Origin of the sequence: Gardnerella sp. DNF01195 (assembly GCF_049244175.1) — a bacterium.
Taxonomy (GTDB): Bacteria; Actinomycetota; Actinomycetes; order Actinomycetales; family Bifidobacteriaceae; genus Bifidobacterium; species Bifidobacterium leopoldii.
The window spans coordinates 364,130-390,236 of the sequence record NZ_CP058383.1; the positions used below are offsets into that span (position 1 = coordinate 364,130).

General features: G+C 42.7%; 18 protein-coding genes. All 18 read left to right on the plus strand.

The genetic code is table 11. The annotated features are described in order from the left end of the window. The first annotated feature begins 36 nt into the window (after window positions 1-36). Complete coding sequence (dnaE, locus tag HXT43_RS01280; protein ID WP_415707087.1) at window positions 37-3,603, plus strand: DNA polymerase III subunit alpha; 3,567 nt, start codon at window positions 37-39, stop codon at window positions 3,601-3,603. Window positions 3,604-3,684: 81 nt separating this feature from the next. After that, window positions 3,685-4,389, plus strand: a complete 705-nt coding sequence (locus HXT43_RS01285; protein WP_004107354.1) for a hypothetical protein — start codon at window positions 3,685-3,687, stop codon at window positions 4,387-4,389. Window positions 4,390-4,588: 199 nt separating this feature from the next. Beyond that, window positions 4,589-5,926 (plus strand): type I glutamate--ammonia ligase, encoded by a 1,338-nt coding sequence (gene glnA / locus HXT43_RS01290; protein ID WP_004107357.1) that lies wholly within the window; start codon window positions 4,589-4,591, stop codon window positions 5,924-5,926. 1,100 nt (window positions 5,927-7,026) lie between these two features. Then, complete coding sequence (gene mraZ / locus HXT43_RS01295; protein ID WP_415707088.1) at window positions 7,027-7,839, plus strand: division/cell wall cluster transcriptional repressor MraZ; 813 nt, start codon at window positions 7,027-7,029, stop codon at window positions 7,837-7,839. An 11-nt stretch (window positions 7,840-7,850) separates the two neighbouring features. Further along, window positions 7,851-8,876, plus strand: coding sequence for a 16S rRNA (cytosine(1402)-N(4))-methyltransferase RsmH (gene rsmH, locus HXT43_RS01300; protein ID WP_174191650.1), 1,026 nt, complete (start codon window positions 7,851-7,853; stop codon window positions 8,874-8,876). Between the two features lies 1 nt (window position 8,877). After that, complete coding sequence (locus HXT43_RS01305; RefSeq protein ID WP_004107375.1) at window positions 8,878-9,465, plus strand: hypothetical protein; 588 nt, start codon at window positions 8,878-8,880, stop codon at window positions 9,463-9,465. Beyond that, on the plus strand, window positions 9,465-11,306 hold the full coding sequence (locus tag HXT43_RS01310; RefSeq protein ID WP_174143293.1) for a peptidoglycan D,D-transpeptidase FtsI family protein: 1,842 nt from the start codon (window positions 9,465-9,467) through the stop codon (window positions 11,304-11,306). The genes HXT43_RS01305 and HXT43_RS01310 overlap by 1 nt, the downstream gene beginning before the upstream one ends. Window positions 11,307-11,348: 42 nt before the next feature. Beyond that, window positions 11,349-12,362: a UDP-N-acetylmuramyl peptide synthase gene (locus HXT43_RS01315; RefSeq protein ID WP_117008687.1), complete on the plus strand. Its 1,014-nt coding sequence runs from the start codon at window positions 11,349-11,351 to the stop codon at window positions 12,360-12,362. 99 nt (window positions 12,363-12,461) lie between these two features. After that, the gene (locus HXT43_RS01320; protein ID WP_004118760.1) at window positions 12,462-14,051 is read left to right on the plus strand and encodes a UDP-N-acetylmuramoyl-tripeptide--D-alanyl-D-alanine ligase; all 1,590 of its coding nucleotides are present in this window, start codon (window positions 12,462-12,464) and stop codon (window positions 14,049-14,051) included. A gap of 78 nt (window positions 14,052-14,129) precedes the next feature. Further along, entirely contained in the window at window positions 14,130-15,233 is a 1,104-nt protein-coding gene (gene mraY, locus HXT43_RS01325) for a phospho-N-acetylmuramoyl-pentapeptide-transferase (RefSeq protein ID WP_004107386.1), read from the plus strand. A 24-nt stretch (window positions 15,234-15,257) separates the two neighbouring features. Next, a complete protein-coding gene (murD, locus tag HXT43_RS01330) occupies window positions 15,258-16,859 on the plus strand; it encodes a UDP-N-acetylmuramoyl-L-alanine--D-glutamate ligase (protein WP_174143294.1) in 1,602 nt (533 codons plus the stop codon). 526 nt (window positions 16,860-17,385) lie between these two features. Continuing rightward, on the plus strand, window positions 17,386-18,597 hold the full coding sequence (locus tag HXT43_RS01335) for a peptidoglycan glycosyltransferase FtsW (protein ID WP_415707181.1): 1,212 nt from the start codon (window positions 17,386-17,388) through the stop codon (window positions 18,595-18,597). A gap of 51 nt (window positions 18,598-18,648) precedes the next feature. Then, on the plus strand, window positions 18,649-19,848 hold the full coding sequence (locus HXT43_RS01340; protein WP_415707089.1) for a UDP-N-acetylglucosamine--N-acetylmuramyl-(pentapeptide) pyrophosphoryl-undecaprenol N-acetylglucosamine transferase: 1,200 nt from the start codon (window positions 18,649-18,651) through the stop codon (window positions 19,846-19,848). Further along, complete coding sequence (murC, locus tag HXT43_RS01345) at window positions 19,848-21,410, plus strand: UDP-N-acetylmuramate--L-alanine ligase (RefSeq protein WP_415707090.1); 1,563 nt, start codon at window positions 19,848-19,850, stop codon at window positions 21,408-21,410. Before HXT43_RS01340 ends, murC begins: the two co-directional genes overlap by 1 nt. A 52-nt stretch (window positions 21,411-21,462) precedes the next feature. Continuing rightward, window positions 21,463-22,713, plus strand: a complete 1,251-nt coding sequence (locus HXT43_RS01350; RefSeq protein ID WP_004118781.1) for a cell division protein FtsQ/DivIB — start codon at window positions 21,463-21,465, stop codon at window positions 22,711-22,713. Between the two features lie 267 nt (window positions 22,714-22,980). Continuing rightward, window positions 22,981-23,352 carry a 30S ribosomal protein S12 gene (rpsL, locus tag HXT43_RS01355; RefSeq protein ID WP_003813881.1) on the plus strand — a complete coding sequence of 124 codons (372 nt, stop codon included), beginning with the start codon at window positions 22,981-22,983 and terminating at the stop codon, window positions 23,350-23,352. A gap of 3 nt (window positions 23,353-23,355) precedes the next feature. Then, window positions 23,356-23,826, plus strand: a complete 471-nt coding sequence (gene rpsG, locus HXT43_RS01360; protein WP_004107405.1) for a 30S ribosomal protein S7 — start codon at window positions 23,356-23,358, stop codon at window positions 23,824-23,826. 42 nt (window positions 23,827-23,868) lie between these two features. Then, entirely contained in the window at window positions 23,869-25,998 is a 2,130-nt protein-coding gene (fusA, locus tag HXT43_RS01365; RefSeq protein WP_004107409.1) for an elongation factor G, read from the plus strand. The last annotated feature ends 109 nt before the right edge of the window (window positions 25,999-26,107 follow it).

The window sequence follows — 26,107 nt, forward strand, 5'->3', positions numbered from 1 at the left end:
TTTTTTCAGTCAACTTTCGCTTATAGAATATCTTTTATGACTCAGCCGGAAACCAATTTTGTGCATTTACACAATCACACGCATTATTCACTTCTAGATGGTGCGTCAAAAATACCTGATTTAGTAGCGCGCGCTAAAGAATTAGGCATGCCGGCTGTTGCAATTACGGATCATGGCAACATGCACGGCGCGTACGAAATGTGGAGTACGGCTGTAAAAGCTGGAATTAAGCCAATTATTGGCATAGAAGCGTATGTTACTCCGGAAACAGCAAGACAAGACAAAAGTCGCGTGCATTGGGGCACGGAAGATCAGCGTGCAGATGACGTTTCTGGCGGTGGTTTAATTACGCATATGACTTTGTGGGCGGAAAACGATACCGGCTTAACAAATCTTCTTAAAGCTTCGTCTGTTGCAAATCTTGAAGGCCGTGTAATGCGCTACCCGCGTATGGATAAAGACGTGCTTTCAACTTACTCAAAAGGTGTAATTGCGTCTTCAGGATGCCCTTCTGGAATTATTCAAACGCGTCTTCGTTTAGGTCAGTTCAAAGAGGCTTTACGAGCAGCTGGCGAGTTTCAAGATATTTTCGGGCGTGACAATTTCTTTATTGAGCTTATGAATCACGGGCTTTCTATTGAAACGCGCGTAACTAAAGACTTGCTTGAAATTGCAAAAAAACTTAATGCACCTCTTCTTGCAACGAACGATTTGCATTACGTTCATGAAGAAGATCGTGAAGCGCAAGATGCTATGTTATGCATTAATTCTGGTTCTAGGCTTGACGATCCTGACCGTTTTAAGTTTGACGGTTCAGGATACTATTTGAAGTCCGCTGAGCAAATGCGTGAGCTTTTTAAAGAATTTCCAGAAGCTTGCGATAACACGCTTGAGATTGCTCGTCGATGCAATGTTATGTTCGACGACGGTGAAGATGGTGCTTTTATGCCGCAATTTGACTGTCCGGAAGGTTGGGATGAGACTTCGCTATTCCTTAAAAAAGTTGAGGAAGGTTTGGAGCGTCGTTACAATAACAACATCCCAATGGAAGTTTTAAAGCAGGCCGATTACGAGTGCGGTGTGATTTGCCAAATGCAATTCTGTGGATACTTTTTAGTTGTTGCAGATTATATTAATTGGGCTAAAGCGCATGGTGTAATGGTAGGTCCTGGTCGTGGTTCTGCTGCAGGTGCTATGGTTGCGTACGCAATGGGCATCACAGAGCTTGATCCTATGAAGCATGGTCTGATTTTCGAACGCTTCTTAAACCCAGAGCGAGTATCCTTGCCTGATATTGACGTTGATTTTGACCCGGATGGTCGAGCTAAAGTTCTTGAATACGTGGGCGAAAAATACGGTAGAGATAAAGTTGCTCAGTGCGTTATTTACGGAACTATTAAAACGAAGCAAGCTCTTAAAGATTCTGCGCGTATTATGGGCTACGAGTTTTCAGTGGGCGAAAAAATTACGAAAGTTCTTCCTCCTGCTAAAAACGGCAAAGATATGAGCTTGCACGATATTTTCGACGAAAAATCAAAGCGATATGCTGAAGCGCGCGAGTTTCGCGAAATGTACGACACGGATCCAGATACGCATCGTATTACGGAAGAAGCTAAGGGCATTGAAGGTTTGATTCGTCAAACTGGTGTGCACGCTTGTGCAACAATCATGGGTTCGGAGCCAATTACAAACACTTCGCCGCTTTTAGAGCGCACTGACGGTACTATTACTACAACTTTTGAGTATCACACTTGTGAAACGCTCGGTCTTGTAAAAATGGACTTTTTGGGGCTTTCTAACTTAACGGTTATTCGCGATACTTTGCGAAATATTGAAAATAATGGGAAGGATCCGATTGATTATACTAAGATTCCGTTAGACGATAAAGCTACTTATCAACTGCTTTCTAGGGGTGACACTTTAGGCGTTTTTCAGCTTGATTCCGACGGTATGCGTGCGCTTCTACGTACTTTGAAACCGGATAATTTCAACGATATTTCGGCTTTGATTGCACTTTACAGGCCTGGTCCTATGGATATGGATTCGCATACGAATTACGCTAAGCGCAAGAATGGTTTGCAAGATATTATCCCTATTCATCCAGAAGTTGCTGAGCCGTTAAAGGAAGTTTTGGACGAAACTTACGGTTTGATTGTTTACCAGGAGCAGGTGCAGTCTGCAGCGCGTATTTTAGCAGGCTACAGTCTTGGTAAAGCAGATGTGTTACGTCGAGCAATGGGCAAGAAAAAGCCGGAAGTGCTGGCAAAAGAGCAAGTGCCGTTCTTTGAAGGTATGAAAGCTCACGGATATTCTGAAGAAGCTGCACAAGCTGTGTGGGATGTTTTGGTTCCGTTCTCTGGTTACGCGTTTAATAAAGCTCATTCTGCAGCTTATGGCTTGATTTCTTACTGGACTGCATACCTAAAAACGCATTATCCTGTGGAATTTATGGCAGCTTTGCTTCAAAACGAACGTACGAATAAAGACAAAACTGCACTGTACTTGGGCGAGGCAAGGCGCATGGGTATTCAAGTTTTGCAACCTGATGTAAACGAGTCTGTTCTTGAGTATTCCGCGGTTGGAGATGTTGTGCGCTTTGGTTTGGGTGCTATTCGTAACGTTGGAGACAAAGCAGTAAACGATATTATTACTGAGCGCGAAGGTGAGCGCGGACGTTTCGTAAACTTTATGGATTTCGTACAACGTGTTCCTATTAGTGCACTTAATCGGCGTTTAGTAGAATCACTTATTAAAGCTGGAGCTTTTGATTCTATTGATTTAAATCGTCGTGCGCTGTTTCAAATTTGTGATCCTGCAATTGATTCTGTGATTGCGCTTAAGCGTAAGCAGGCAGAGGGTCAGTTTGATTTATTTGCTGATCTTGATTCGTCTTCTGACTCGGATGACGACAACGGTATGGGAGATATGCAAATTACTGTACCGGATGTTGAAGAGTGGGATAAAAAGACAAAGCTTAATTTTGAGCGAGAAATGCTTGGATTGTACGTTTCTGATCATCCACTAAGCGGATTGTCTGCAGTTTTGGCAGATTTACGTGAGATGTCAATCGCTCAACTGATCGACAGAGCGAGAACTATGAGTGACGGTCAGCAAGTAACTATTGCAGGCCTAGTTACAAGCGTAGATAGGCGAGTGTCTCGAAAAGGTAACGCTTGGGCGATTGTCACAGTTGAAGACATGGAAAGTTCAATACAATGCATGTTCTTTGGCAAAGTGTACGAAGCTTCAGCGCAAGAACTTGCAATTGATCAAGTTGTGCGTATTCGTGGACAAGTTGAAGTGCGTGATGAAACTGTTTCAATGCGTGCTACAGAGTTTGAAATACCAACTCTTGAATCAGTGGATGAAAGACCTTTAACAGTTGTTATTCCGCGTAAAGTTCTAGATAAAGGTCATGTTGCGCAATTAAGTGACATTTTGAGCCGACACCCAGGCTGCTGTGAAGTGCGCTTGGCTCTTGTCGATGATACTGGCAAGGCGCAAGTTCTTACGTTTGGGGATCGTTTCCGTGTAAAGCGAGATACTTCTTTGTTTGCTGAAATGAAAATTGTTTTTGGATCTAGTTGTTTGCCTAGTGCGTAGAAAATATGCACTACTAATTTGATAAAATATAAAACTAGGTATGTTTTAAGAAGTTCATTGAAAGGGGAGGAAATAACGAATATGTTAAACAATGGTGACGAACGCAACAATGACGACGAACGCAATAATGACGATTCTGTGCGCACTTCTTTTACTGATGCGGAATTAGATAATGCGCTCGCGGGATTTGAACGTGAATTTAAAGAAGAGTCGCAAGAAAATTTAAATAGCGAAAATTTAGAAAATAACCAAAAAAGCGACGATAATCAAGAAAATGATTTTCTTGATCAAGCTATGCGCAATATTGAAGAAGCTAATTTTGAAGAAGATTTGCAAGGCCTGCTTGGAAATAAGGCAAAAGTTGCGTTAATGATTACGTATGTGCAGCCTGCGCAGTTGTTGGCTGCTTTTTGCAAAATGGCTAGTGTTTCAGCACGATGCTTCGATGAAGAGCAAGGTGCTGTTGCGGTATTAAAAAATTTGGACGGCAATGAGCCGGAAGAAGCAGTGCAAAAATTTGTTGATTTCTTCCGTGGAATGGATGTTATGCTCATTACAAATAGAGCTGATAAATTAACTGCAAAAGTTTACGAATATAATTGCGAACCGCAAGAAATAGTTGCGCCTATGGCGTTAGCTGTGTGGTCGCGTGCAGTAGAAGATTTAGCTATTGGCATGGAAACAGTTCAAACTCTTTCAAAACAAAATATAGAAATGTTCAATAGTGACGATTTAAGCGATGCAAATGCGTACGAGCTATTTCAAAAATATGGCAAAAGAAAGTAAAAATAATTTGAGCAATTAATTGTCATATTAAATTGAAGAAGTTGCGTTAGAAAGTAGAAATTTCATTACAATTACGTAAATTCATTGCATATAAGCTCAACATATGAAGCGCAATACGAAATAATACACTACAATTGCATGTGAATATGCATATGTGCGTGACTATGCATACAACCGGATGATACCCAAGGGGCTTATTATGGATCGACAACAAGAGTTTGCTCTACGTACTGTTGAAGAGCGAGACGTGCGTTTTATTCGACTCTGGTTTACGGACGTCTTAGGCACGCTTAAATCCGTTGCTATTGCCCCTGCTGAATTAGAAGCAGCTTTTGAAGAGGGAATAGGGTTCGACGGCTCAGCAATAGAAGGCATGACTCGCGTCCTAGAAGACGATATGATTGTGAAGCCGGATCCGTCGACGTTCCAAATTCTTCCATGGCATGGAGGTCCGGAAGGCACAGCGCGCATGTTCTGCGATGTGCTAACTCCAGACGGAGAGCCTTCGCTGGGAGACCCTCGTCACGTTTTAAAGACTGCGCTCGCAAAAGCGAAAGAAAAAGGATTTACTTTTTACGTGCATCCGGAGATTGAGTTTTATTTGTTTGAAGCTCAGGATGATTGGTCCAAAGCTCCTGTGCCGATTGATGAGGGTGGATATTTTGACCATGTTCCTAGAAGTTCGGCTATGGATTTCCGTCGTAGCGCAGTCAGTATGCTTGAGCAAATGGGTATTTCTGTAGAATACTCGCATCACGAGGGTGGTCCTGGTCAAAACGAAATTGACTTGCGTTATGCAGATGCTCTTACTACCGCGGATAATATTATGACTTTCCGCACTGTAGTTAAGGAAATTTCTCTTGAGCGCGGAATGTACGCAAGCTTTATGCCAAAACCTTTAACTGATCAGCCTGGTTCTGGTATGCATACGCATTTGAGTTTGTTCGAAGGTGATACGAACGCTTTTTATGAGGCTGGTCAAGAATTTAATATGTCTCTTATTGCGCGTCAATTTGCGGCTGGTATTTTGCATCATGCTTCAGAAATTTGCGCTGTAACTGATCAGTATGTGAACTCTTACAAGCGTTTGTGGGGTGGTGCGGAAGCTCCTAGCTATGTTTGCTGGGGTCATAGCAACCGTTCTGCACTTCTGCGTGTTCCGCAATACAAGCCTGGTAAAGGTAATTCTTGCCGAATGGAATTCCGCGCGCTAGATCCTGTAGCGAATCCGTATCTTGCTTACTCTGTGCTTCTTGCTGCTGGTTTGGATGGTATTGAAAAGCAAATGACTTTGTGCGATCCAACTAGCGACGATGTGTGGGAGCTTACTGATGCTGAGCGTCAAGCAATGGGTATTCAGCCATTGCCAGAATCCTTGGATGAAGCACTAAAGATTATGGAGCGCTCGGACTTCGTTGCAAGCGTATTAGGTGAACACGCTTTTGAGTACTTCTTGCGCAATAAGCATCAAGAGTGGGAAGAGTACCGTCGCCAGGTTACGCCTTTTGAACTTGAGAAGTATTTGCCGCGTTTGTAGCGTGACGACCTGCTTGAGCGCTGCGATTTAGCGCGCGAAAGCAACTCGGAGCGTGAGCTTGCTCAAACGGAAAGTCCAGTGGACTTTCCGTGCAAGCTCAGCAGCGAGTGCGTTACCCGCGCGAGCGTTGCCTGGCGTTTGGCTGGCGGGTTTCTGGAGTGTCTGTGTGATATAGGAATTACTTATCTCGCAGCGCTCCGCTCTTATACCTTATTTGGACTTAGCGGTTGCATAGTTAAGTTTAGTTTTTTAATTACTTTTTCTGCAGAAATAGTATTTATCAACAAGATTATTACTATCGTTCCGCTTTTATATTGCTCGACAAGCAATTCCTATCTCCCACTCGTAAATCCACTCACCGTTGTTTTGTGATGTGGTAGGTGCGTATGGTGTGGTGTGTGCAGCAGCACGAATGCTAGTGTTCTATAGACAATAAATACTTACCGTTCGCAGAAGCATTACTGCAAAGCTTCATGAACATTTGCTGGAGTTTTTTCTCCGGCGTTTGTAGCTTGTTTTGGGACACTGCTGCAGACGTCGCGCTGCGTTCCAAGCGTTTTTACGATTTTTGCAGCTTACTAAAATGTCGAAAATACCAAATCGTTTGGTGAAATAAACAAAACGCAAGCCAAAACTGTCGAAAATACATAATCGCAAGATGTTTTCGACATTTTCTATTGACTGCAAAAATATTTAACGCGTGTATCGATTCGCTAGCAGCGCGATTGTAAAGTTTCTGTCGGATTTTCGCTCGTAGCCGACCGTTTCTTTACACCGCTGTACAGTTTCTGTCGTTTTCTGGCGCGCAAACGGCTTTTTCTTTACACCGCTGTACAGTTTCTGCCGTTTTTTCGCGCGTAGGCGACCGTTTCTTTACACCGCTGTAAAGTTTTGGTCGTTTTTTGTTACTGGTGCAGATGGTCGACTGCGTTCGTAACGACCTGCTTGAGCGCTGCATGCGTGTCTTTTGTTTTTATTGGTGATTTGCTTCAAAAAAATCAAAAATTTTGTAAAAAAGTGGGGATTTTTGGGGAGGAATGGGGTAAAATGGTGAGCAACGTGTAAATGGCATAGTACATGTTGAGTTAAGGAGGTGGAGTATGGCACGTCGTGCTGCTAATAAGCAACCGCGCAATAACGCCAATTCTTCCTCTGCGCATTCCATAAATCAGGCTCAATCAGCTGCTGATCCAAATGTTTCTCAGCAATCGCAGATGCCACTGCAAATGCAAGATTCACAAGTGCCTCAGCAACAATACGTTCAGCCTGTTCAACCTATACAATCTAAGCAGTCAATTCAGGGTTATTATGGTATGCCTCCAACTGTTATGCCAGCAATGCAGCAATATATGCCAGCACCGGTTTTCACCTCCACTCCGTCCGGCGCTGCTGATTCGTCTGCACAAGCTGCAGCTATGCCAGTTGCACCTTTTTATACTTCTCAATATCAAGAAGCTGTGTCAACTCATCCAGCAACACCTATTTTGTTAGGCACTTATACTCCAAAAATTGACGATAAAGGTCGTGTTGCTCTTCCTGCAAAATTCCGTTCTCAGCTCGGAACTGGTTTTGTTATGGCTCGCGGTCAAGAGCATTGTGTTTACGTGCTGCCTATGGTTGAGTTCCAGCGTATGACAACGCAAATTCAGCGCACATCTATGAGCAACAAGTCAGCTCGCGATTATCTTCGCGTGTTCCTTTCTGGCGCTGTTGATGAAGAGCCAGATAAGCAGGGACGCATTGTTGTGCCGCCAATGTTAAGAGATTACGCCAATTTGGGCGATCAAATTGTTGTTATTGGTGTTGGTACGCGTGCAGAGATTTGGAATAAATCTGCTTGGGAAGAGTATCTTGCCGATCGTGAGCAAGGTTATGCGGATATTGCTGACGATGTACTTCCGGCGGTGATGTGATGACTGATGTTATGAAAGACATTACAGCTATTCACGCACCGGTATTATTGCAAGATTGTGTTGATTTAGTTACTCCTTCTTTGCAACATAAAGGCGCAATAGTAGTAGATTGCACTTTAGGTCTTGCTGGTCATGCAACTGCTTTTCTTAAAGCTGCGCCTTTTGCAACACTTATTGGTATTGATCGTGATGCTGAAGCACTTTCGTTAGCAACGCAAAGAATGCGTAGTGAAGGCCTTGAGAATCGTTTTATTCCTGCACATGCGGCATTCGATGAGATTGATGAAGTACTACGAGAAAACCGCATTGACGGTATTGATGCTGCTTTTATGGATTTGGGTCTTTCAAGTTTGCAAATTGACGAAACTGATCGCGGTTTTTCTTATTCTCACGATACGGCACTTGACATGCGTATGGATACAACGCAAGCAACTACTGCCGCAACGATTTTAGCTACTTATGATTCTCGAGGATTAACTAGAATTTTCCGCGAGTATGGTGAAGAACGTTTTGCGTCTCTTATTGCTCGTCGTATTGTTGAAGTTCGCGCTACGGAGCCTATTGCTACTTCGGGTCAGTTGGTTAGCTTAGTTGACTCTGTAATTCCGAAAGCTCATCGCGCTACTGGAAATCCAGCAAAACGAGTGTTCCAAGCTTTGCGTATTGAAGTGAACGGTGAATTAGATAAATTGAACCGTACTCTTCCTAAAATTGCTTTGCATCTTCGTGAGTATGGTCGCTTAGTTGTTGAATCTTATCATTCATTGGAAGATACAGCTGTAAAACGTTTTATGAATCAAGGATTAACCGTCGATGTTCCTGCAAACATGCCTGTTATTCCTGACGATGCTCAGCCGTTCTTTAAAGCTCTTACTCGCGGAGCTATGAAGGCTTCTAAAGAAGAAATTGTTCATAACACTAGATCTTCTTCAGTTCGTTTACGCGCTGTCGAATTATGCCGACCTATTCCTGAGCGTTGGATTCCAAGGCTTGAAGATGAGGCGGCTGGTCGTAAAGCTATAAAAGGAGGTCGCTGACATGGTATTGAACATGCAAAATCGTGTTTTGCGCTCTTCTGCGTCTTCTGCTTCAGCTCCAGCTGGTCGTACTAAAGATAATTCGACTCGTAAAGAATACGTACATAATTCTGCTCCTTCGGCGTTTAACCCATCTCAACGTAAATCTTCTGCTGTGCTTGAACGATTCCGCAAGGTTATGACATGGAGCAATACGCGCAAAGTACCTCTTGTAAATTGCATGATTATTGTGATTTTTATGGTTGTTACGTTGTTGACTTCGCTTCTTTTGCGTACGCAAATGGCAGAGATTTCCTTCGACCAAACTGCAGTACAGATGCGTATTTCTCGTTTGCATCAGGATGTGGAAGCTCGTCAAGCGAAATTAGATACTTTGGAATCTGAACTTCCTGCAAGAGCGCAACGAATGGGAATGGTTCCGCAACAAGGTTCTATTTCTATTGACTTGAGTGATTATGCAGCAAAACGAAAACATGGTCATTCTGAGAAAACTAAGCACGAAAAACAAACTAATAACTCAAATAAAACTCAAAAACAAGAACAACAAAATCGTCAATATCAACAGAAAGCAAAACAGGAGAAACATTGATGCGCCACATTTTTAAACAACGTTTCGCCAGAGAACAAAACTTTGTTCGTAAATGCGCTGTTATTGCTATAGTTTTCGCTTTCATAGGCATTTGTGCCATTGCAAAGCTTAGCTATATTCAGCTAATTAACGCACGCTCTACTGCACAGGCAGCTCAAGCAGAACGCAGCAGAGTGCGCCCAATTCTTGCTCGTCGTGGCAAAATTTTGGATGCAAATGGTGCTGTTCTTGCACAAAGCGTTGAGCGATTCAATATTATTGGAGACCCTCTTAACGCTCAGGCTTTTAAGCCTACTCCATGCACTAAGCAGACTGAAGATAATTGCCATATGCTAAATGGTAAACCGGTAGAGGGCACGGGCGCTGTGGCGGTTGCTCGTTTGCTCGCTCCGATTCTTCACATGAGTTCTGTAGAGCTTGGCGGAAAATTAGCTGGCGTTGGTCGCTACGTTTTGTTGAAGCGTAACGTAACTCCTGCAGTTAAGCGCGCTATTGACAATCTTAATCTTTCCGGATGCATTTATGCAGAAAATAGTAGTGAGCGAGTGTATTCTAGCGGCCCAATTCTTGGTTCTGTAATTGGTGCAGTTTCAAATGCGGATGAAGTTAATCGTAAAGACTTAAAGAATCGCAAGGGAGAAGTTGGCGTTTCTGGACTTGAGCTAACTCATGACTCCACCTTAAACGGTGTAGACGGCTACCAGCGTTACCAAGGTAATAATGTTGGAAATGAGAAGATTCCAGGAACTGTAACAGAATCTAAACCTGCTGTAAACGGCAGCGATATTAAGCTTACGATTGATAGCGATGTTGATTGGTATGTTAAGAAGGTTCTTCTTGACGGAAAGAAACAATATCGTGCAGCATGGGGTGTTGCAGTAGTTCAGGATGTTCGAACTGGCGAAATTCTAGCTTTGGAAGATACTGACGATATTAAAGCTGGTAGTACACAATCCAAAGTAAACGTGTCTCGCGCAGTAAGCCAAACGTTTGAACCAGGTTCTATTGGTAAGGCTTTTGCAATGTCTGGTATGTTGCAAACCGGCGCTCACAAGCTTAGCGATCAGTTTGCGGTTCCTTACAGCATTAATAAGAATGGTCAAACATATCACGATGCTGTTGATCATGGTGTTGAACATTGGACTTTGGCTGGTATTCTTGCTGAATCTTCAAACGTTGGTATGGTTATGGCTGGCGAAAGGTATCCGTTAGATAAGCGCTACGAATATCTTTATAAGTTTGGTCTTGGTCAGTATACCGGATTGAATTTGCAGGGTGAATCTCGCGGCTTGCTTCCTAGCATGCAATCTTGGGATGGTCGTAAGAAGGATACTGTTCTCTTCGGCCAGGGTTATGCTGTGAACGCTTTGCAGCTTACTAATGCTATGGCAACTATTGCGAATAAAGGCGTGAAGTTGCGTCAAACTTTGATTAAGTCTGTTATTGATTCTAATGGCCATGTGACTAAAGCTGGGCGTGCTCAAGGAACGCGAGTTATTGATGAGAATGTTGCAGCTCAAATGATGAACGCTCTTGAAAACTCAGGTGAGCATTATCACCGTTTCGCAGGTGTTGATGGTTACCGTGTTGCTGCAAAGAGTGGTACTGCAGAAGTTGCGGGACCTGATGGCCGTCTTAGCTCCACAATTAGCGACTGGTCTGGTGCTATTCCGGCGGATAATCCTCGATTCATCGTAACCGTTGTGCTAAAAGATCCGCAAGGCGTTTACGGTGGTATGACTGCAGGCCCATTGTTCAAGACAATCGGCGAATTCCTTATGCAAAAGTACGATGTTCCAACTCCTGCTGCACGCACGAACCCTGTTGCGGTAAATTGGTAATGAGCGCATTACAATGTTGTTTAATACTAAGTAGGGTGTGCAATGAATGTGGTTGATGAATATTCAAGAGTAAGAGTTACTTTAGGTTTTGCTGCAAAAAACTATGGTTTTGAAGTTGTTCCAGCGTTTGCATCTGAGGTAACTGTTACTTCTATTGCTCATGATGTGCGTAATGTACGTCCTGGTGGATTATTTGTGCCAATTGGTCATATTGATCGTCGTCAGCTTGAGGCTGCGCGTGATGCTGGCGCATATGCTGCATTAGTTTCGCCGGAATTTCGTGGTGAGGCTGCAGATTTAGGTCTACCTTTGCTTGTTTCTTCTGCTAATCCAGTTGCTTTGGGCAAGCTTGCTTGTGATATTAATGCAGATCCTTCTTCGTGCCTTGCAACATTTGCGATTGCTGGTGACGATGACGATGAGATTCATGCTAACGTTTTGCGATTAGCTGATTTTTTGCATATGTTAGGCAATCCTGTTGGTGTTATCAGTGATGCTGGATCTACTTCATTGCAGCGCGAATTGTCTTTGCAATATCCTTTAAATATTGCAGATGTACAGCATGCTTTATCTGTGTGTGCAGAAGATGGTGCTGCAGCTGTTGTTATTGCACTTAATTCTGCAACTTTAGCTAAGAACGCGTTACAATCCGTTAGTATTGATGTTCTTGGCGTTGAGCAAACTCAGAATGAAAGCAATTCTGGAGCAGAATCTGATTCTAAATCTAATTCTGAATCTGAAGATGAGACTGAATTTAAAGATGCAGCCTCAAATGTGAAAATTAGCGCAAAGATATCTTCTTCACCGCTTTACCCGGCATATGCAACCGGCATGAGTTTTTATGCGTTGCGTCAACGTTATGGTTTTTCTGGAAGAGAGCACGCTTATTGTGTTACCAGATCGGCTGAGTCTGACGAATTAGCTGAATTAGCGGATCAAATTGGTGGCAATGATGTACAGCGGCATCTTTCATTATCTATTGCAATGGTGTTAGCTGCTGGTGTTCGTCGTGGGACTATTAAAAGTGCGCTGCGAGTTTCGCATGAATTGCACTGAATTGTGCTGAAGCGCTGATTTCATTCGAGTTTTCAAATAAATTAATTGCGTGAGTTTTGTTTAAGAGCTTTTAATTATGTGGCTAATTTGGAGGATGTTATGAGTTGTGTTGAAACTTCGTGTGCTAGCAATGCTAAGAGTTTAGATTATGCTGATATGATGCCTATGAATATAAGCGAAATTGCTAACGCTGTTCATGGGGAAATGCACGAGTTTAATAGTTGTGACACAGATTTAGTTGCAAATTCCGTTTTTAGTGATTCTCGTCAAATCCGTAAAGGTTCTGTGTTCGTAGCTATAGTTGGTGAACATGTTGACGGTCATGATTATGTAAAGAATGCTGAAAAATCTGGAGCTGTTGTAGCTATTGTTGAACATGTTGTCGAAGGCACTAATCTCAATCAAATAGTTGTTAATAATTCTGTAGAAGCGCTGGGTTTGCTAGCTAAACATAATTTGGAACTTCGCCGCAATCTTAACAAACCTTTCACTATTATTGGTATCACTGGTTCCGTTGGCAAAACAACAACGAAAGATATGTTGAAGGCTTTGTTGAGCACGCTAGGCGAAACAGTTGCTCCTGTTGGATCTTTTAATAATAATATTGGTTTGCCTCTTACTGCTTTGCAAGTTGGCAGTAATACTCGGTTTCTAATAGCAGAAATGGGTGCTAACCATGTTGGCGAAATTGCCAATTTAACTCATATTGCTCCTCCGGATCTCGCAATAGTGCTTAAAGTTGGTGTTGCTCATTTAGGTGAATTTGGCTCAGTTGAGCGAATTGCGCAAGCAAAAAGTGAGATTGTGCGTGGGCTTTTGCCACATGGCATAGCAGTATTAAATTCCGACGATAAGCGAGTTTCTGCAATGTCTTGTCTTGTAGAAAATAAGCATGTGCGCTGGTTTGGTAGAAATGCTAAAAATGGATTGCTGGAATCAGCTAGTAAAGATGACTACCAACTTTCAGCTAGCAATATAAAGTTAGATTCTTTTGGTAAAGCAGTTTTTACTATCACTGAACGCATTAATTCTTCTGATTTAGTGAATAATATTGAAGTGCATCTTGCTATACAAGGCGAGCATAATGTTATGAATGCGCTTGCAGCAGCAAATGTTGCCAGATATTTGGGAATGACTTTAGATGATATTGCTTCTGTGCTGTCTAAAGTTTCGCATATTAGCCCGCATCGCATGCAATTGAGTACAGTTTCTAAGAATGACGAGAAATTTACACTTATTGATGATTCCTTTAATGCAAATCCTGATTCTATGAAAGCAGGAATCGATGGTTTGTGCGCTTATGAAAATGATTCTTGTAGTGCATCTTCGAAACCTTTCCGTATAGCGGTTCTTGGTTCTATGTTGGAGCTTGGCAGCAACGAAGATGAATTGCACACAAATATTGGAGAATATGTGGCAAATTCGAGTGTCGATGCGGTTGTTGCTGTTGGTTCGAAAACGGACTCTGACTTAGATAAATTAGCTCACTGTATTGCTCAAGGTGCGCGTTCTTCTTGGAATAATAAACTACCTTCTTCTCATGAGGCAGTCTATTTTGTACACAGTGCGGATGAGGCTGATGATATTGTTTGGAAAATTGTGGCCGAGCATCCGAGTAGTGTTGTGTTATTGAAAGGCTCTCATGCTTCAGGCTTGAGCGTGCTTGCTGAACATTGGGCAAATATTTAACTGCTCGATGCTCAATATAAGTGTGAAATTAATAAATTAAGTATTATAGCAAACAGAACAGTAAACGGAGGTTAAGCGGTGATTGCGCTTATTGTAGGAATTGTGGTGTCGCTCGTAGTTACGATTGTTGGCACACCTTTGCTTATTCGTTTAGTGCATCGTTTGCACTACGGTCAGTACATTCGCCAAGATGGACCACAATCTCATTTAGTAAAGCGCGGCACGCCAACTATGGGCGGTGTTGTTATTAATTTTGCTGTAGTAGCAGGTTGGGCTGCTTCTGCTCTTTATAGATATGTTTCTGTTGGTCGCTCGCCTTCATGGTCTGCTGTTTTGGTGCTGTTTGCAATGCTTTCAATGGGTTTGCTTGGCTTTATTGATGATTTTGCTAAGGTTCGTAAAAAGCAGAATCTTGGTCTTTCTGTACATGCGAAGTTTACTGGTCAAATTATTTTTGCAAGTATTTACGCGCTTTTGTCATTGCTATTGCCAACTCAATCTGGTATTGCTAGCGCTCAACCTGGAATGAGTTTTATTGAAAAACCATTTTTTGATTTTTCTATACTCGGTAAAGGTGTAGGAATCGTAGTATTTATTGTTTGGGTTAATTTCCTTATTGCTGCTTGGTCTAACGCTGTAAACTTGACTGACGGACTTGATGGTTTAGCTTCTGGATCTTCTATGATTGCTTTTGCTGGTTACGCTTTGATTGCTTTTTGGGAAAGCTACCATGTGCGTGGAGGCGGTCATTTTGGATTCTCTTACGCTGTTTCTGACCCTCTCGATTTAACTATTATTGCTGTTTGCGCTGCTGTTGCTTGCTTTGGATTCTTGTGGTTTAATTCGAATCCTGCTCAAGTATTTATGGGAGATACTGGTTCGTTGGCTTTAGGCGGATTATTTGCAGCTCTTTCTATTGCAACTCACACAGAGTTTTTGGCTGTGATTTTGGGTGGATTATTTGTAATGGAAGCTGCAAGTGACGTTATTCAAGTTGGATTCTTTAAAGCTACGCATAAGCGCGTGTTCAAAATGGCTCCTATTCATCATCATTTTGAATTGCTCGGCTGGACGGAAACTAAGGTTGTTGTGCGATTCTGGATGATTGAGCTTATGTTTGTGCTTTCTGCACTTATGATGTTCTACGCCGATTGGGCAGGGCATTCTGGCTTGCTTATTTAATTTCAAAAATTGGAAGGCTTCAATATGAATATTGTCGATGGCAATGAAGTATCTGTTTCGTCTGAATCTACTTGTAAGTCGTGCACAAGCGATAAAGCATTTGCTTTTAAGCGTGTATTAGTTGCAGGTCTTGGAGTTTCGGGTCGTGGCGCAGCTGAGGTTTTGCGCGCTGTTGGATCTGAGACTGTGACTGCAGACGAAAATAAGCCTGATGCCGATATACATGATTTTTCAGCAATAGACTGGTCTAAAATCGATGCTGTTGTTACATCTCCAGTATTTAACCCTCGCACGCCATTTTTGCAAGAAGCTGCATCGCGCAATATTCCAGTAATGAGCGAAGTTGAATTAGCGTGGCGCTTGCGCGTACCTTCTAAGCGCACGAATAAACCTGCTTATTGGATTGGCATTACTGGCACAAATGGTAAGACTTCTACTACAGAAATGACTTCTGCAATGCTAACCGCTTGCGGATTAAATGCTCCAGCCGTGGGAAATATTGGAAAGTCTGTGTCACATGCTGCTTTGGAATGTGAGCATGATGCTTTATGCGTTGAATTAAGCTCTTTCCAATTGCATTTCACTGATTCTTTAGCTCTTGATTGTGCTGCTATTACTAATATTGCTGCTGATCATTTAGATTGGCATGGTGGCATGGAAGCGTACGCTCGTGACAAGTCAAAAGTATTTAATAATGTGCAAAAAGCTTTGGTTTACAATGCTCAAGATGAGCGTGTAAGCAAATTGGCAGATTGTGCACAAGTTGCTGATGGTTGTAAAAAGATTGGTTTTACGTTAGGAGAGCCTAAAGATGGTGAAATTGGCGTAAAAGACGGTTGGATTGTCGATAACAGCGGTGTTGCTGGAGGAACTAAAGGCACTCTAAAACCTATTGTCGAATTGCGTGAGCTAAAACATCTGTGCGAGCCTGATGGCAGTGTGTATCCGCATTTATTAGCTGATGCTCTTACTGCGTTAGCTTTATCTTTAGGTTTAACTGGTGACGTAGATTCTTCAGTTCGTGCTTTACGCGAATTTGCTCCTGGAGGTCATCGCATTCAAACAGTTGCGACTTTGATGTCTGAAGATGAAAATCCTTCGCATTGTATTAGATTTGTAGATGATTCTAAAGCAACTAATGCTCATGCTGCTTGTGCATCTTTAGCTAGTTTTGCTAATAATTCGGTTGTTTGGATTGCTGGCGGTTTAGCTAAAGGTGGTCATTTTGAAGATTTAATTGCAAACCAACTTCATGTGATTAAAGCAGTTGTTGTTATTGGAATAGATCAACGTCCAATTGTTGAAGCTCTTCACAGTTCAGCTCCTCACATTCCAGTAACTATTGTTTCACAGGATGGTTCTTGCGCTAAATCATATGATTGCGTTGATGACTTAGTTTGTGAGAATATTGAGAATACTTCGCTTGTAAATCCTGATTCTTCATTCGGTGAGGCTGTTATGCGTCAAACTGTAGAAGCTGCTGGGCGTTATGCTAAGCCTGGTGATGTTGTTCTGCTTGCTCCTGCTTGTGCCTCTATGGATCAATTTGTTTCGTACGCCGATCGCGGCAATCGTTTTGCTAAAGAATCTCAACGATGGGTGCATAATCATGGTGTTCAACAGTAATAAGCCTAAAAAGTTTTTGCGTTCATTAGCGCGCAAAGTCTCAGAAGTTATTATGGAAGATCATATTGAAGCAGATTCAGATTCTTCTCATTCTTCCCAAAAACAAAAATTTGAATCTTTTAAAAAATCTATTAGGACTTCAGCAAGTAAAGTAGGCGAGTCCATAAGCAAAGTAGGAGCGTATGCAAGCAAAGCGGGTAAGGAATTAGGCAAATCTGTAGGAAAGTCTGTAGGAAAGTCTGTAAGTAAGTCCGTAAGTAATTCTGTTACTAAAGTTGGCAGATCTGTAGGTTCTTCTTTAAATAAATCTGTAAAATTTGTAAAAGATGTAAAGAAGTCGAAAGTTGCGAAACAAGCGAAACAAACTAAACGGGCTAATTTTGTAAAGCCTGCAGAGCAAGCAAATCCTGTAAATACTGTAAATCCTGCGAAACCTGCAAAGCTAACAAAGATAGCGAAACCAGCAAATACAGCAAAGCCGACAAAGTCAATTAAATACGCAAAATTAGCGCATACTGTATCTGGAATATTTTCCTCGAAGAAAGACTACTCAAAAAACTCGTTAGAGCGCAAAACTCAAGATTCAGAATTAAAGAAATATGTTGGCTTGCGCAGTTTAACTAACCCACTGTGGTGCTTATACGGCATGCGAGTATCAGTGGTTATACTGTCGATTTTTGGCTTATTCATGGTGTTTTCTAGTTCTTCAGTAACTATGATTACCTACGGAATTGCACCTTGGGGTCAAGGCGTAAACCAAACAATGTATTGCGTTTTAGGTTTAATTGGCTATATTTTCGCTTCTCGACTTCCAGTTACAGTTTATAGACGATACGTTGCTGTCATTTACATTATTTCTGTTATTGCACAGTTCTTAACATTTGTTCCAGGTTTACGACGTGAAGTTAATGGTAATGCTGGTTGGATTGCTTTCGGCCCTATTACTTTGCAGCCTGCAGAAATTACAAAACTTGCATTATGTATTTGGCTTCCAATAGCTTTGATTGCTGCAAAACAAGCATATGAGCGTGTGCAAATGCGCGCATATATTCCTGTAACAGCAGGACTCGGCGTATCGTTGTTGCTTGTTATTGCAGGTAAGGATCTTGGTACTGCTTTAATTATTATTCTTATTGCACTTATAGCTTTTTATCTTGGTGGATTCCCTACGCGCTGGCTGATAGGAAGTATTTTTATTGCTATTGCTATGGTCGCTATGCTTGTTTTGACAAGCCAAAATCGTATGCGACGTATTCTTGCTACTTTGCATGGATGCGACGCAAAAGCAGCTAAAGGCGTTTGCTTCCAAGCAATTCACGCTCAATATGCAATGGCTTCTGGTGGACTATTAGGCGTTGGCATCGGAAACTCTCGTGAAAAATGGAATTATTTGCCTTACGCTCACAATGATTTTATTTTCGCTATTATTGGCGAAGAGATGGGCTTTTTGGTTGCAGCAGCAGTAATTTTGCTATACGTAATTATTGGTTGGTGCATACTATCTTCAGCATTAAAAGCGAAATCGCAATTTATTTCAATCGTATTAATGTGTATTGCAACGTGGATTGTAGGCCAAGGATTAGTTAATATTCTTGTTGTTGTGCAAATACTTCCGGTTATGGGAGTGCCTATGCCGTTTGTGTCCGCAGGTGGATCTTCGCTTGTTATGTGTTTGGTTGCAATTGGCGTAGCTGATGGTCTTATGCGTTCCAATCCGCAACTTACTATATCGAAGTAGTAAGTATTTACAACTTTTTTATAATATGAAAGTTATAACAAGGGTAGTGAAATGAAGTTTGATAATGCTATTGAGCATGAAGTGCATATTGTTCTTGCAGGCGGGGGTACTGCAGGTCATGTCAATCCTTTGCTTTCTGTTGCAAACGCGATTAAAAAGCTCAATCCTGAAGCGTTAATTAGTGTAATTGGCACAGAAGTTGGTTTGGAAAAAAGTCTTGTGCCGAATGCAGGATACGAACTTGACACTATAGAAAAAGTGCCGTTCCCACGTAAGCCAAATTTGGATGCAATTAAGTTTCCAATTCGATGGATGCGCGAAAAACGCAAAGTGCGAAATATACTAGCCGCTAGAAAAGCAGATATAGTAGTGGGCTTCGGTGGCTATGCTTCTGCTCCAGTATATTCTCAAGCTCATGCGCAGCATATTCCTATTGTGATTCACGAGCAGAATGCTAAATCTGGAATGGCAAATCGCTTGGGTGCAAGTTGGGCTGATGCTGTTGGAACAGTTTATGGGAATACTGATTTGCGCACACGAAAAGGTGTCAAAGTTGAAAGAGTTGGTTTACCTCTTAGACCTGCTATTTCTAAATTGTGTGAAAGATTAGAAAAAGATTATGATTCCGCTCGCGTTGAAGGTGCGCAAAAACTTGGCGTTGACCCTAAACGTCCAATTATTCTTGTTACCGGCGGATCTTTGGGTGCAAAAAGCATAAATCAAGCTGTTGCTGCAGCGGCAGGAGATATTTTAAAACATGCGCAAGTAATTCACTTAACTGGTCGCGCAAAAGCGGAAGAAGTGCGAGATATAGTTGCAAAGCAAGTAGGCGAATCGCAAATAAATGATATTAAACCAGAACATGCTGGTTGTGGTGATTATCATATTGCAGAATATTTAGAGCGTATTGATTGGGCTTTTGCTTGTGCAGATTTAGTTATATGTCGTGCAGGAGCTGGAACGGTTGCAGAAATTTCTGCACTTGGCTTACCTGCTGTATACGTGCCATTGCCTATTGGCAACGGCGAGCAGCGTTTCAATGCTGAGCCTGTAGTAAATGCAGGGGGAGCGTTAATGGTAAATGATGCTGATTTCAATGCAAAGTGGTTTATAGATGAAGGATTAGCTTTATTGCAAAACAAAAAGCAATTACAAGCTATGCGCACTAAATCTTGGAATTATGGTATTCGTGATGCTGCAGACGTTATGGCGAAGCGTATTCTTGAAATCGCAAAAGAAGGCAGAAAGTAATGACCAATTTTAATAACAATACAACTTCATCTCATAACAACATTGATTTAAACCCGGTAAAATCAGCGTTTGATGATTCGCAAACAATTTCAAAATTAGGGCGAGTGCATTTTATTGGCATTGGCGGAGCTGGAATGAGTGTTCTGGCAGAAATGTTGCATGAAGAGGGCGTAAGCGTAAGCGGTTGTGATCGCGAAGCAAATGATCACACTCAACGCTTGGAAGAATTAGGTATTGAAGTAGAAATTGGACAAAGTGTTTCACATGTTGAGCATGCAGATGTACTCGTGTATTCAAGTGCTATTAAACCGAGCAATCCGGAGATTATGGCAGCACATGAGCGCGGCATAAAACTTGTTCATCGCAGCGATATTCTTGCGTTATTATTATCTGCAAAAACTGGTGTGACTGTTGCTGGAGCGCATGGTAAAACAACTACTAGCTCACTTCTTTCTCATATATTAACTGTGGCTGCAGTAGGCGATTTGGCTGATCCAAGCTACGCAATCGGCGGATCTATTCAAGCCGCAGACGGAACAGTTTTAGACGGCGGTCATGCTGGTAATGGAATTGTTATGGTTGCTGAAGCTGACGAATCTGACGGAAGTTTTGAAAAATACAGTCCAAGTATTGCAATCGTAACAAATGCTGAAGCAGATCACTTGGATCATTACGGCTCTAGTGAACGATACAGAGAAGCATTTGTTGAGCACGTAAGTCATGCTGTTAATAACGTAATAATTTGTGCAGAAGACGAAGGTGCTAGAAAAGTACTTGAAGCTATGCCGGATAATATTTTAAACAAAACAATTGTTTACGGTAATTTGGATACTTGGAGCCTAAAAGTTAGCTCGCGCGTACAAAAATTAGCTATGTTCGCAAGTATTGAGCATGAAAATGAGCAAGCTGTAAGTGGTCGAGAAATGTTTACGCTTGTATTGCCAGAAAAAATTTTGGATGAACATGCTAAATGTTTGAATAAGGTGCAAGTTAGCTTGTTAATACCAGGTTTGCATAATGCTCTTAATGCTTCTGCAGCTATTGTTGCTGCAGTATTGCTCGGTATGAATCCAGAAGATGCGGCTCGTGGTGCAGAAAGCTTCCGAGGTGCGTCTCGTCGTTTTGATATTCGTGGATGTGTTGATGGTGTAACAGTTGTGGACGATTATGCTCACCATCCAACTGAAATAGCTGCATTATTGCGCGCTGCTCGAAGAAAGTACACTTCTTCTACTCTTCGCGTGCTGTTTCAGCCTCATTTGTTCTCCAGAACGCAGGCTTTTGCTAATGAGTTTGCAAAATCTTTGGCTCTTGCAGACGATGTAATTGTTACAGGAATTTTCCCAGCTCGCGAAAAGCAGGAAGATTTTCCAAATATTAATGCTGAAACTATTGTTAAAGCTGCAAAATCACAGAATCTTGATGTAAAAATTGAAGCGGTTGACGATATGCGCGCAGCTGCGTTGAAACTGGCTTTGCGTGCAAAATCTGGTGATGTGCTGCTTACAGTTGGTGCAGGAAGTATTACTGCTATGACGTCTGTTATGCTAGAAGCATTGTAGTGCTTTGAAATTAAGCGATTAAAATATAAATAAATTATTACGAGAGGCAATTATGGGTCGCGTGAGGTCAAGCAAATCGTACGATGCTGATGCAAATAATTCGCATCGTCGTACCGTTTCAAGTCTTAATATTGCGCGTACTGAAGAGTCTCGTAGTAATAAATCCAGCAGTAGTGCGTCTCGTAGTAGTGCGTCTCGTAGTGCTGAATTGCTTAATAATGAATTGCGTAGTGGTGTATTGCGTGGCATAGCGCGTGGTGCGAAATCTAATATCGGAAGATCTAATATAAAAAAATCTAGTATCAAAAAAACGCGTGATGAAAAAATTCATATTTCTAAACCTAGATCTGCTTCGTCGTTGCGCAAAGACCAGCGTTTCCAAAGGCATATAATCAGCCAAAACACATCGCAAATACGAGTAGCTGATGTTAATGAAAAAAATCATCAAGGTAAGTTTGTTGACGCTAGACTTTTGCCGAAGCTTGATTTTGTAAGAAAAACTTTAAGTCAAACTTCTGGTTCTCTTGGAATGATTACTCGTCCTAGAATAATTAATTTTCGAGAGCGTTTGAAAGAACGTAAATCTGCTTATTTGCAATTTACTGTTAAACGAATTCTTGCAATTCTTGCAGTGATTGCCTCTGTTTCGGCGATTGTTTGGTTTTTATTCTTCTCGCCAGTTTTTCTTCTTAAGTCTAGCGATATAAGTATTTCTGGATCTAACGAGTGGGTGAGTGAGCAAAAAATTGCTTCAATTGCGTCAACTCAGGTTGGTAAATCACTATTTTTAGTTTCTTCTCAAGAAGTAATTAACCAACTTAACGATATTCCTGGCGTAACTGAAGCAAAAGTTTCTAAGAATTTTCCTAATGGTTTGCATGTTTCTGTACATGCGCAACGTCCTGCAGCAATGCTCAAAACTCGAGATAGCAATAAATTAACTGCTGTTGACGCTAAAGGTCGCGTGTTAAATGCCGTAGCTCAAGTTACAACACAAGGAATACCTGTTATTGAAGTTTCAAATGTGCAAAGAAGTTTGAATAATAGAGCGGTACTTGAAGCTGTAAAAATTGTTAGTTCACTTTCGGAATCTTTGCGAGCTAGAGTTACGAGAGTTAGTGCAAAAACTCAAGATTCTGTCGAAACAGAATTAGGGGATGTTAAAAAAACTATTATATGGGGCAATTCGTCTCAGATTGAGTTAAAGAAAGCTATTGTTGCCAAGATTATTGATGATCCTAGTAAAATTGGAAACAAACGCAGCTTAGATGTGTCTGCTCCTGTGCGTCCAATTCTTAAATAGGGTTTTAAAACTTTATTAGTTGCATTGTCAAGATTAGGTGTATAATAGTAATTCGTGTGTGCCAACGGCGTGCCTTATGTTATAGGCGTGCGTGTTGGGATATCCCAAGTGCCAAAGATAGTGCGCAGTAATGTGTGGCTGGAGGCGCGAGGGCCATCGGGCCGGTGGACTGTGGCTTTTACTCTTTAACCGATTCTTTGGTTATGGTGTGCTGCAGTGTGGCGGTTTTCACCAAATAGAAGATAACAATGAATCGGAGAACTTAAGTTGCCTACGATTGAACAACTTGTCCGTAAAGGACGTCAGGCCAAGCCGAAAAAGTCAAAGACTTTGGCCTTGAAGGGTAGCCCGCTGCGTCGTGGCGTGTGCACCCGTGTGTACACCACCACTCCTAAGAAGCCAAATTCCGCGCTTCGTAAGGTTGCTCGTGTGCGCCTCAGCTCTGGTATTGAAGTAACCGCCTATATTCCAGGCGAAGGTCACAACTTGCAGGAGCACTCCATCGTGCTCGTGCGTGGTGGCCGTGTGAAGGATCTCCCAGGTGTGCGTTACCACATCGTGCGTGGCGCATTAGATACCCAGGGTGTCAAGGACCGCAAGCAGGGTCGTTCCCTGTATGGAGCAAAGAAGGCGAAGTAAAACATGTCACGTAAAGGACCTGCAAAAAAGCATCAACTGCTTCCTGATCCAATCTACGGCTCGACCGTCGTGGCTCAGTTGATTAACAAAATCCTTCTCGATGGTAAGAAGTCCATCGCAGAAAACATCGTCTACACCGCTCTTGAGCAGGTGAAGGCAAAGACCGAGCAGGAGCCAGTTTCTGTATTGAAGCGCGCTCTTGATAACATTCGTCCAAATCTTGAGGTTCGTTCTCGCCGCGTTGGTGGCGCAACTTACCAGGTTCCAGTCGAAGTTAAGCCTGCTCGTGCAAACACTCTTTCCCTCCGCTGGCTTACTGACTTCTCACGTGTTCGTCGTGAAAAGACTATGGCTGAGCGTTTGGCCAACGAAATTCTCGATGCCTCCAATGGCTTGGGTGCTTCCGTGAAGCGCCGCGAGGATACCCACAAGATGGCAGAAGCAAACAAGGCTTTTGCCCACTATCGCTGGTAATCCACAAGATAATCGGTATCTTAAAGAGCTAAGGATAAGAATATGGCACAAGATGTGCTTAACGACCTGAATATGGTTCGTAATATCGGCATCATGGCGCACATTGATGCTGGTAAGACTACTACCACCGAACGTATTCTTTACTACACTGGTAAGAACTACAAGATCGGTGAAACTCATGATGGTGCTTCTACCATGGACTTCATGGCTCAGGAGCAGGAGCGCGGTATTACTATTCAGTCTGCTGCAACTACCTGCTTCTGGAAGCGTCAGACTCATGACGTTGATGATCGCTATCAGATCAACATCATCGATACCCCAGGCCACGTGGACTTCACCGCTGAGGTGGAACGTTCCCTTCGCGTGCTCGATGGTGCTGTAGCAGTCTTCGATGGTAAGGAAGGTGTGGAACCTCAGTCCGAAACCGTGTGGCGTCAGGCTGATAAGTATAGCGTTCCACGTATCTGCTTCATCAATAAGATGGATAAGCTTGGTGCTGATTTCTACTATTCCGTCAAGACCATCAAGGAGAAGCTCGGTGCAACTCCACTCGTTATTCAGCTTCCAATCGGTGCTGAAAACGACTTCGTTGGCGTTGTTGACTTGATTCGTATGAAGGCTTACGTCTGGAATGACGTTAAGGACGATATGGGTGCTCACTATGACACCGTTGACATTCCTGAAGATTTGCAGGAACGTGCAGAACAGTATCGTGCTGAGCTTATGGATCAGGTTGCTGAAGCTGACGATGAGCTGGTTGAGAAGTATCTTGAAACTGGCGAACTTACTGAAGAAGAAATGCGCGCTGGTATCCGTAAGCTTACCATTGAGCGTAAGGCATTCCCAGTAACTTGCGGTTCTGCATTCAAGGATAAGGGTGTTCAGCCAATGCTGGATGCTGTTGTCGACTTCCTCCCAAGCCCAGAAGATGTTCCATCTATTAAGGGCTTCAAGCCAGGTGACGAATCTGTTGAAATTGACCGTAAGCCAGTTAATACAGATCCATTTGCAGCATTGGTATTCAAGATTTCAACCCATCCATTCTATGGCAAGCTCGTGTTTGTGCGCGTTTACTCTGGCGAAGTAAAGCCAGGCGATTCCGTGTACGATTCCACGAAGTCCAAGAAGGAACGCGTTGGTAAGATCTTCCAGATGCATGCTGATAAGGAAAATCCTGTAGATTCAGCTGAAGCTGGTAACATCTACACCTTCGTTGGTTTGAAGAACGTCAGCACTGGTGATACTTTGTGCGACGAAAAGAACCCAATTTCTTTGGAATCCATGACATTCCCAGATCCTGTTATCGAGGTTGCTGTGGAGCCAAAGACGAAGGCTGATCAGGAAAAGATGAGCTTGGCTTTGGCTAAGCTTTCTGACGAGGATCCTACATTCCAGGTTAAGACCGATGAGGAATCTGGTCAGACTTTGATTTCCGGTATGGGCGAGCTTCAGCTTGACATTATCGTTGATCGTATGCGTCGTGAGTTCAAGGTCGAAGCGAACGTTGGTAAGCCACAAGTTGCTTACCGTGAGACGATTCGTAAGGCTGTTATGAACCAGGAATACACTCACAAGAAGCAGACCGGTGGTTCTGGTCAGTTCGCAAAGGTTTTGATGAACTTCGAGCCTCTCGACACAGAATCTGGCGAAACCTATCAGTTTGTCAACGAAGTTACCGGCGGCCACATCACCAAGGAATTCATTCCTTCAATCGATGCAGGCGTGCAGGAAGCTATGGAATCCGGCGTTTTGGCTGGCTTCCCAGTTGTGGGTGTAAAGGCAACCGTCACCGACGGTCAGACTCACGATGTCGATTCTTCGGAAATGGCCTTCAAGATTGCAGGTTCCATGTGCTTCAAGGAAGCTGCTCCTAAGGCTAATCCGGTAATTCTCGAACCAATTATGGCTGTCGAAGTCCGTACTCCAGAAGAGTACATGGGCGATGTCATGGGCGATTTGAACTCTCGTCGCGGTAACATCCAGTCTATGACTGATGCTACTGGCGTGAAAGTTATCGATGCCAAGGTGCCGCTGAGCGAAATGTTCGGCTACATTGGCGATCTTCGTTCTAAGACTCAGGGCCGCGCAATGTTCACCATGCAGATGGACTCTTACGCGGAGGTCCCGAAGGCCGTTTCGGACGAGATTATTAAGGCTCAGCGCGGCGAATAAAGCGCACGCTACTTCGGTGTTTTCTGTCCCCGGTCAACGCTAGAATTTCCTACGTTGACTGGGTTCTGGCACCGAAGTGGCACCTAACCCAGAAACCCAGTAATATGTA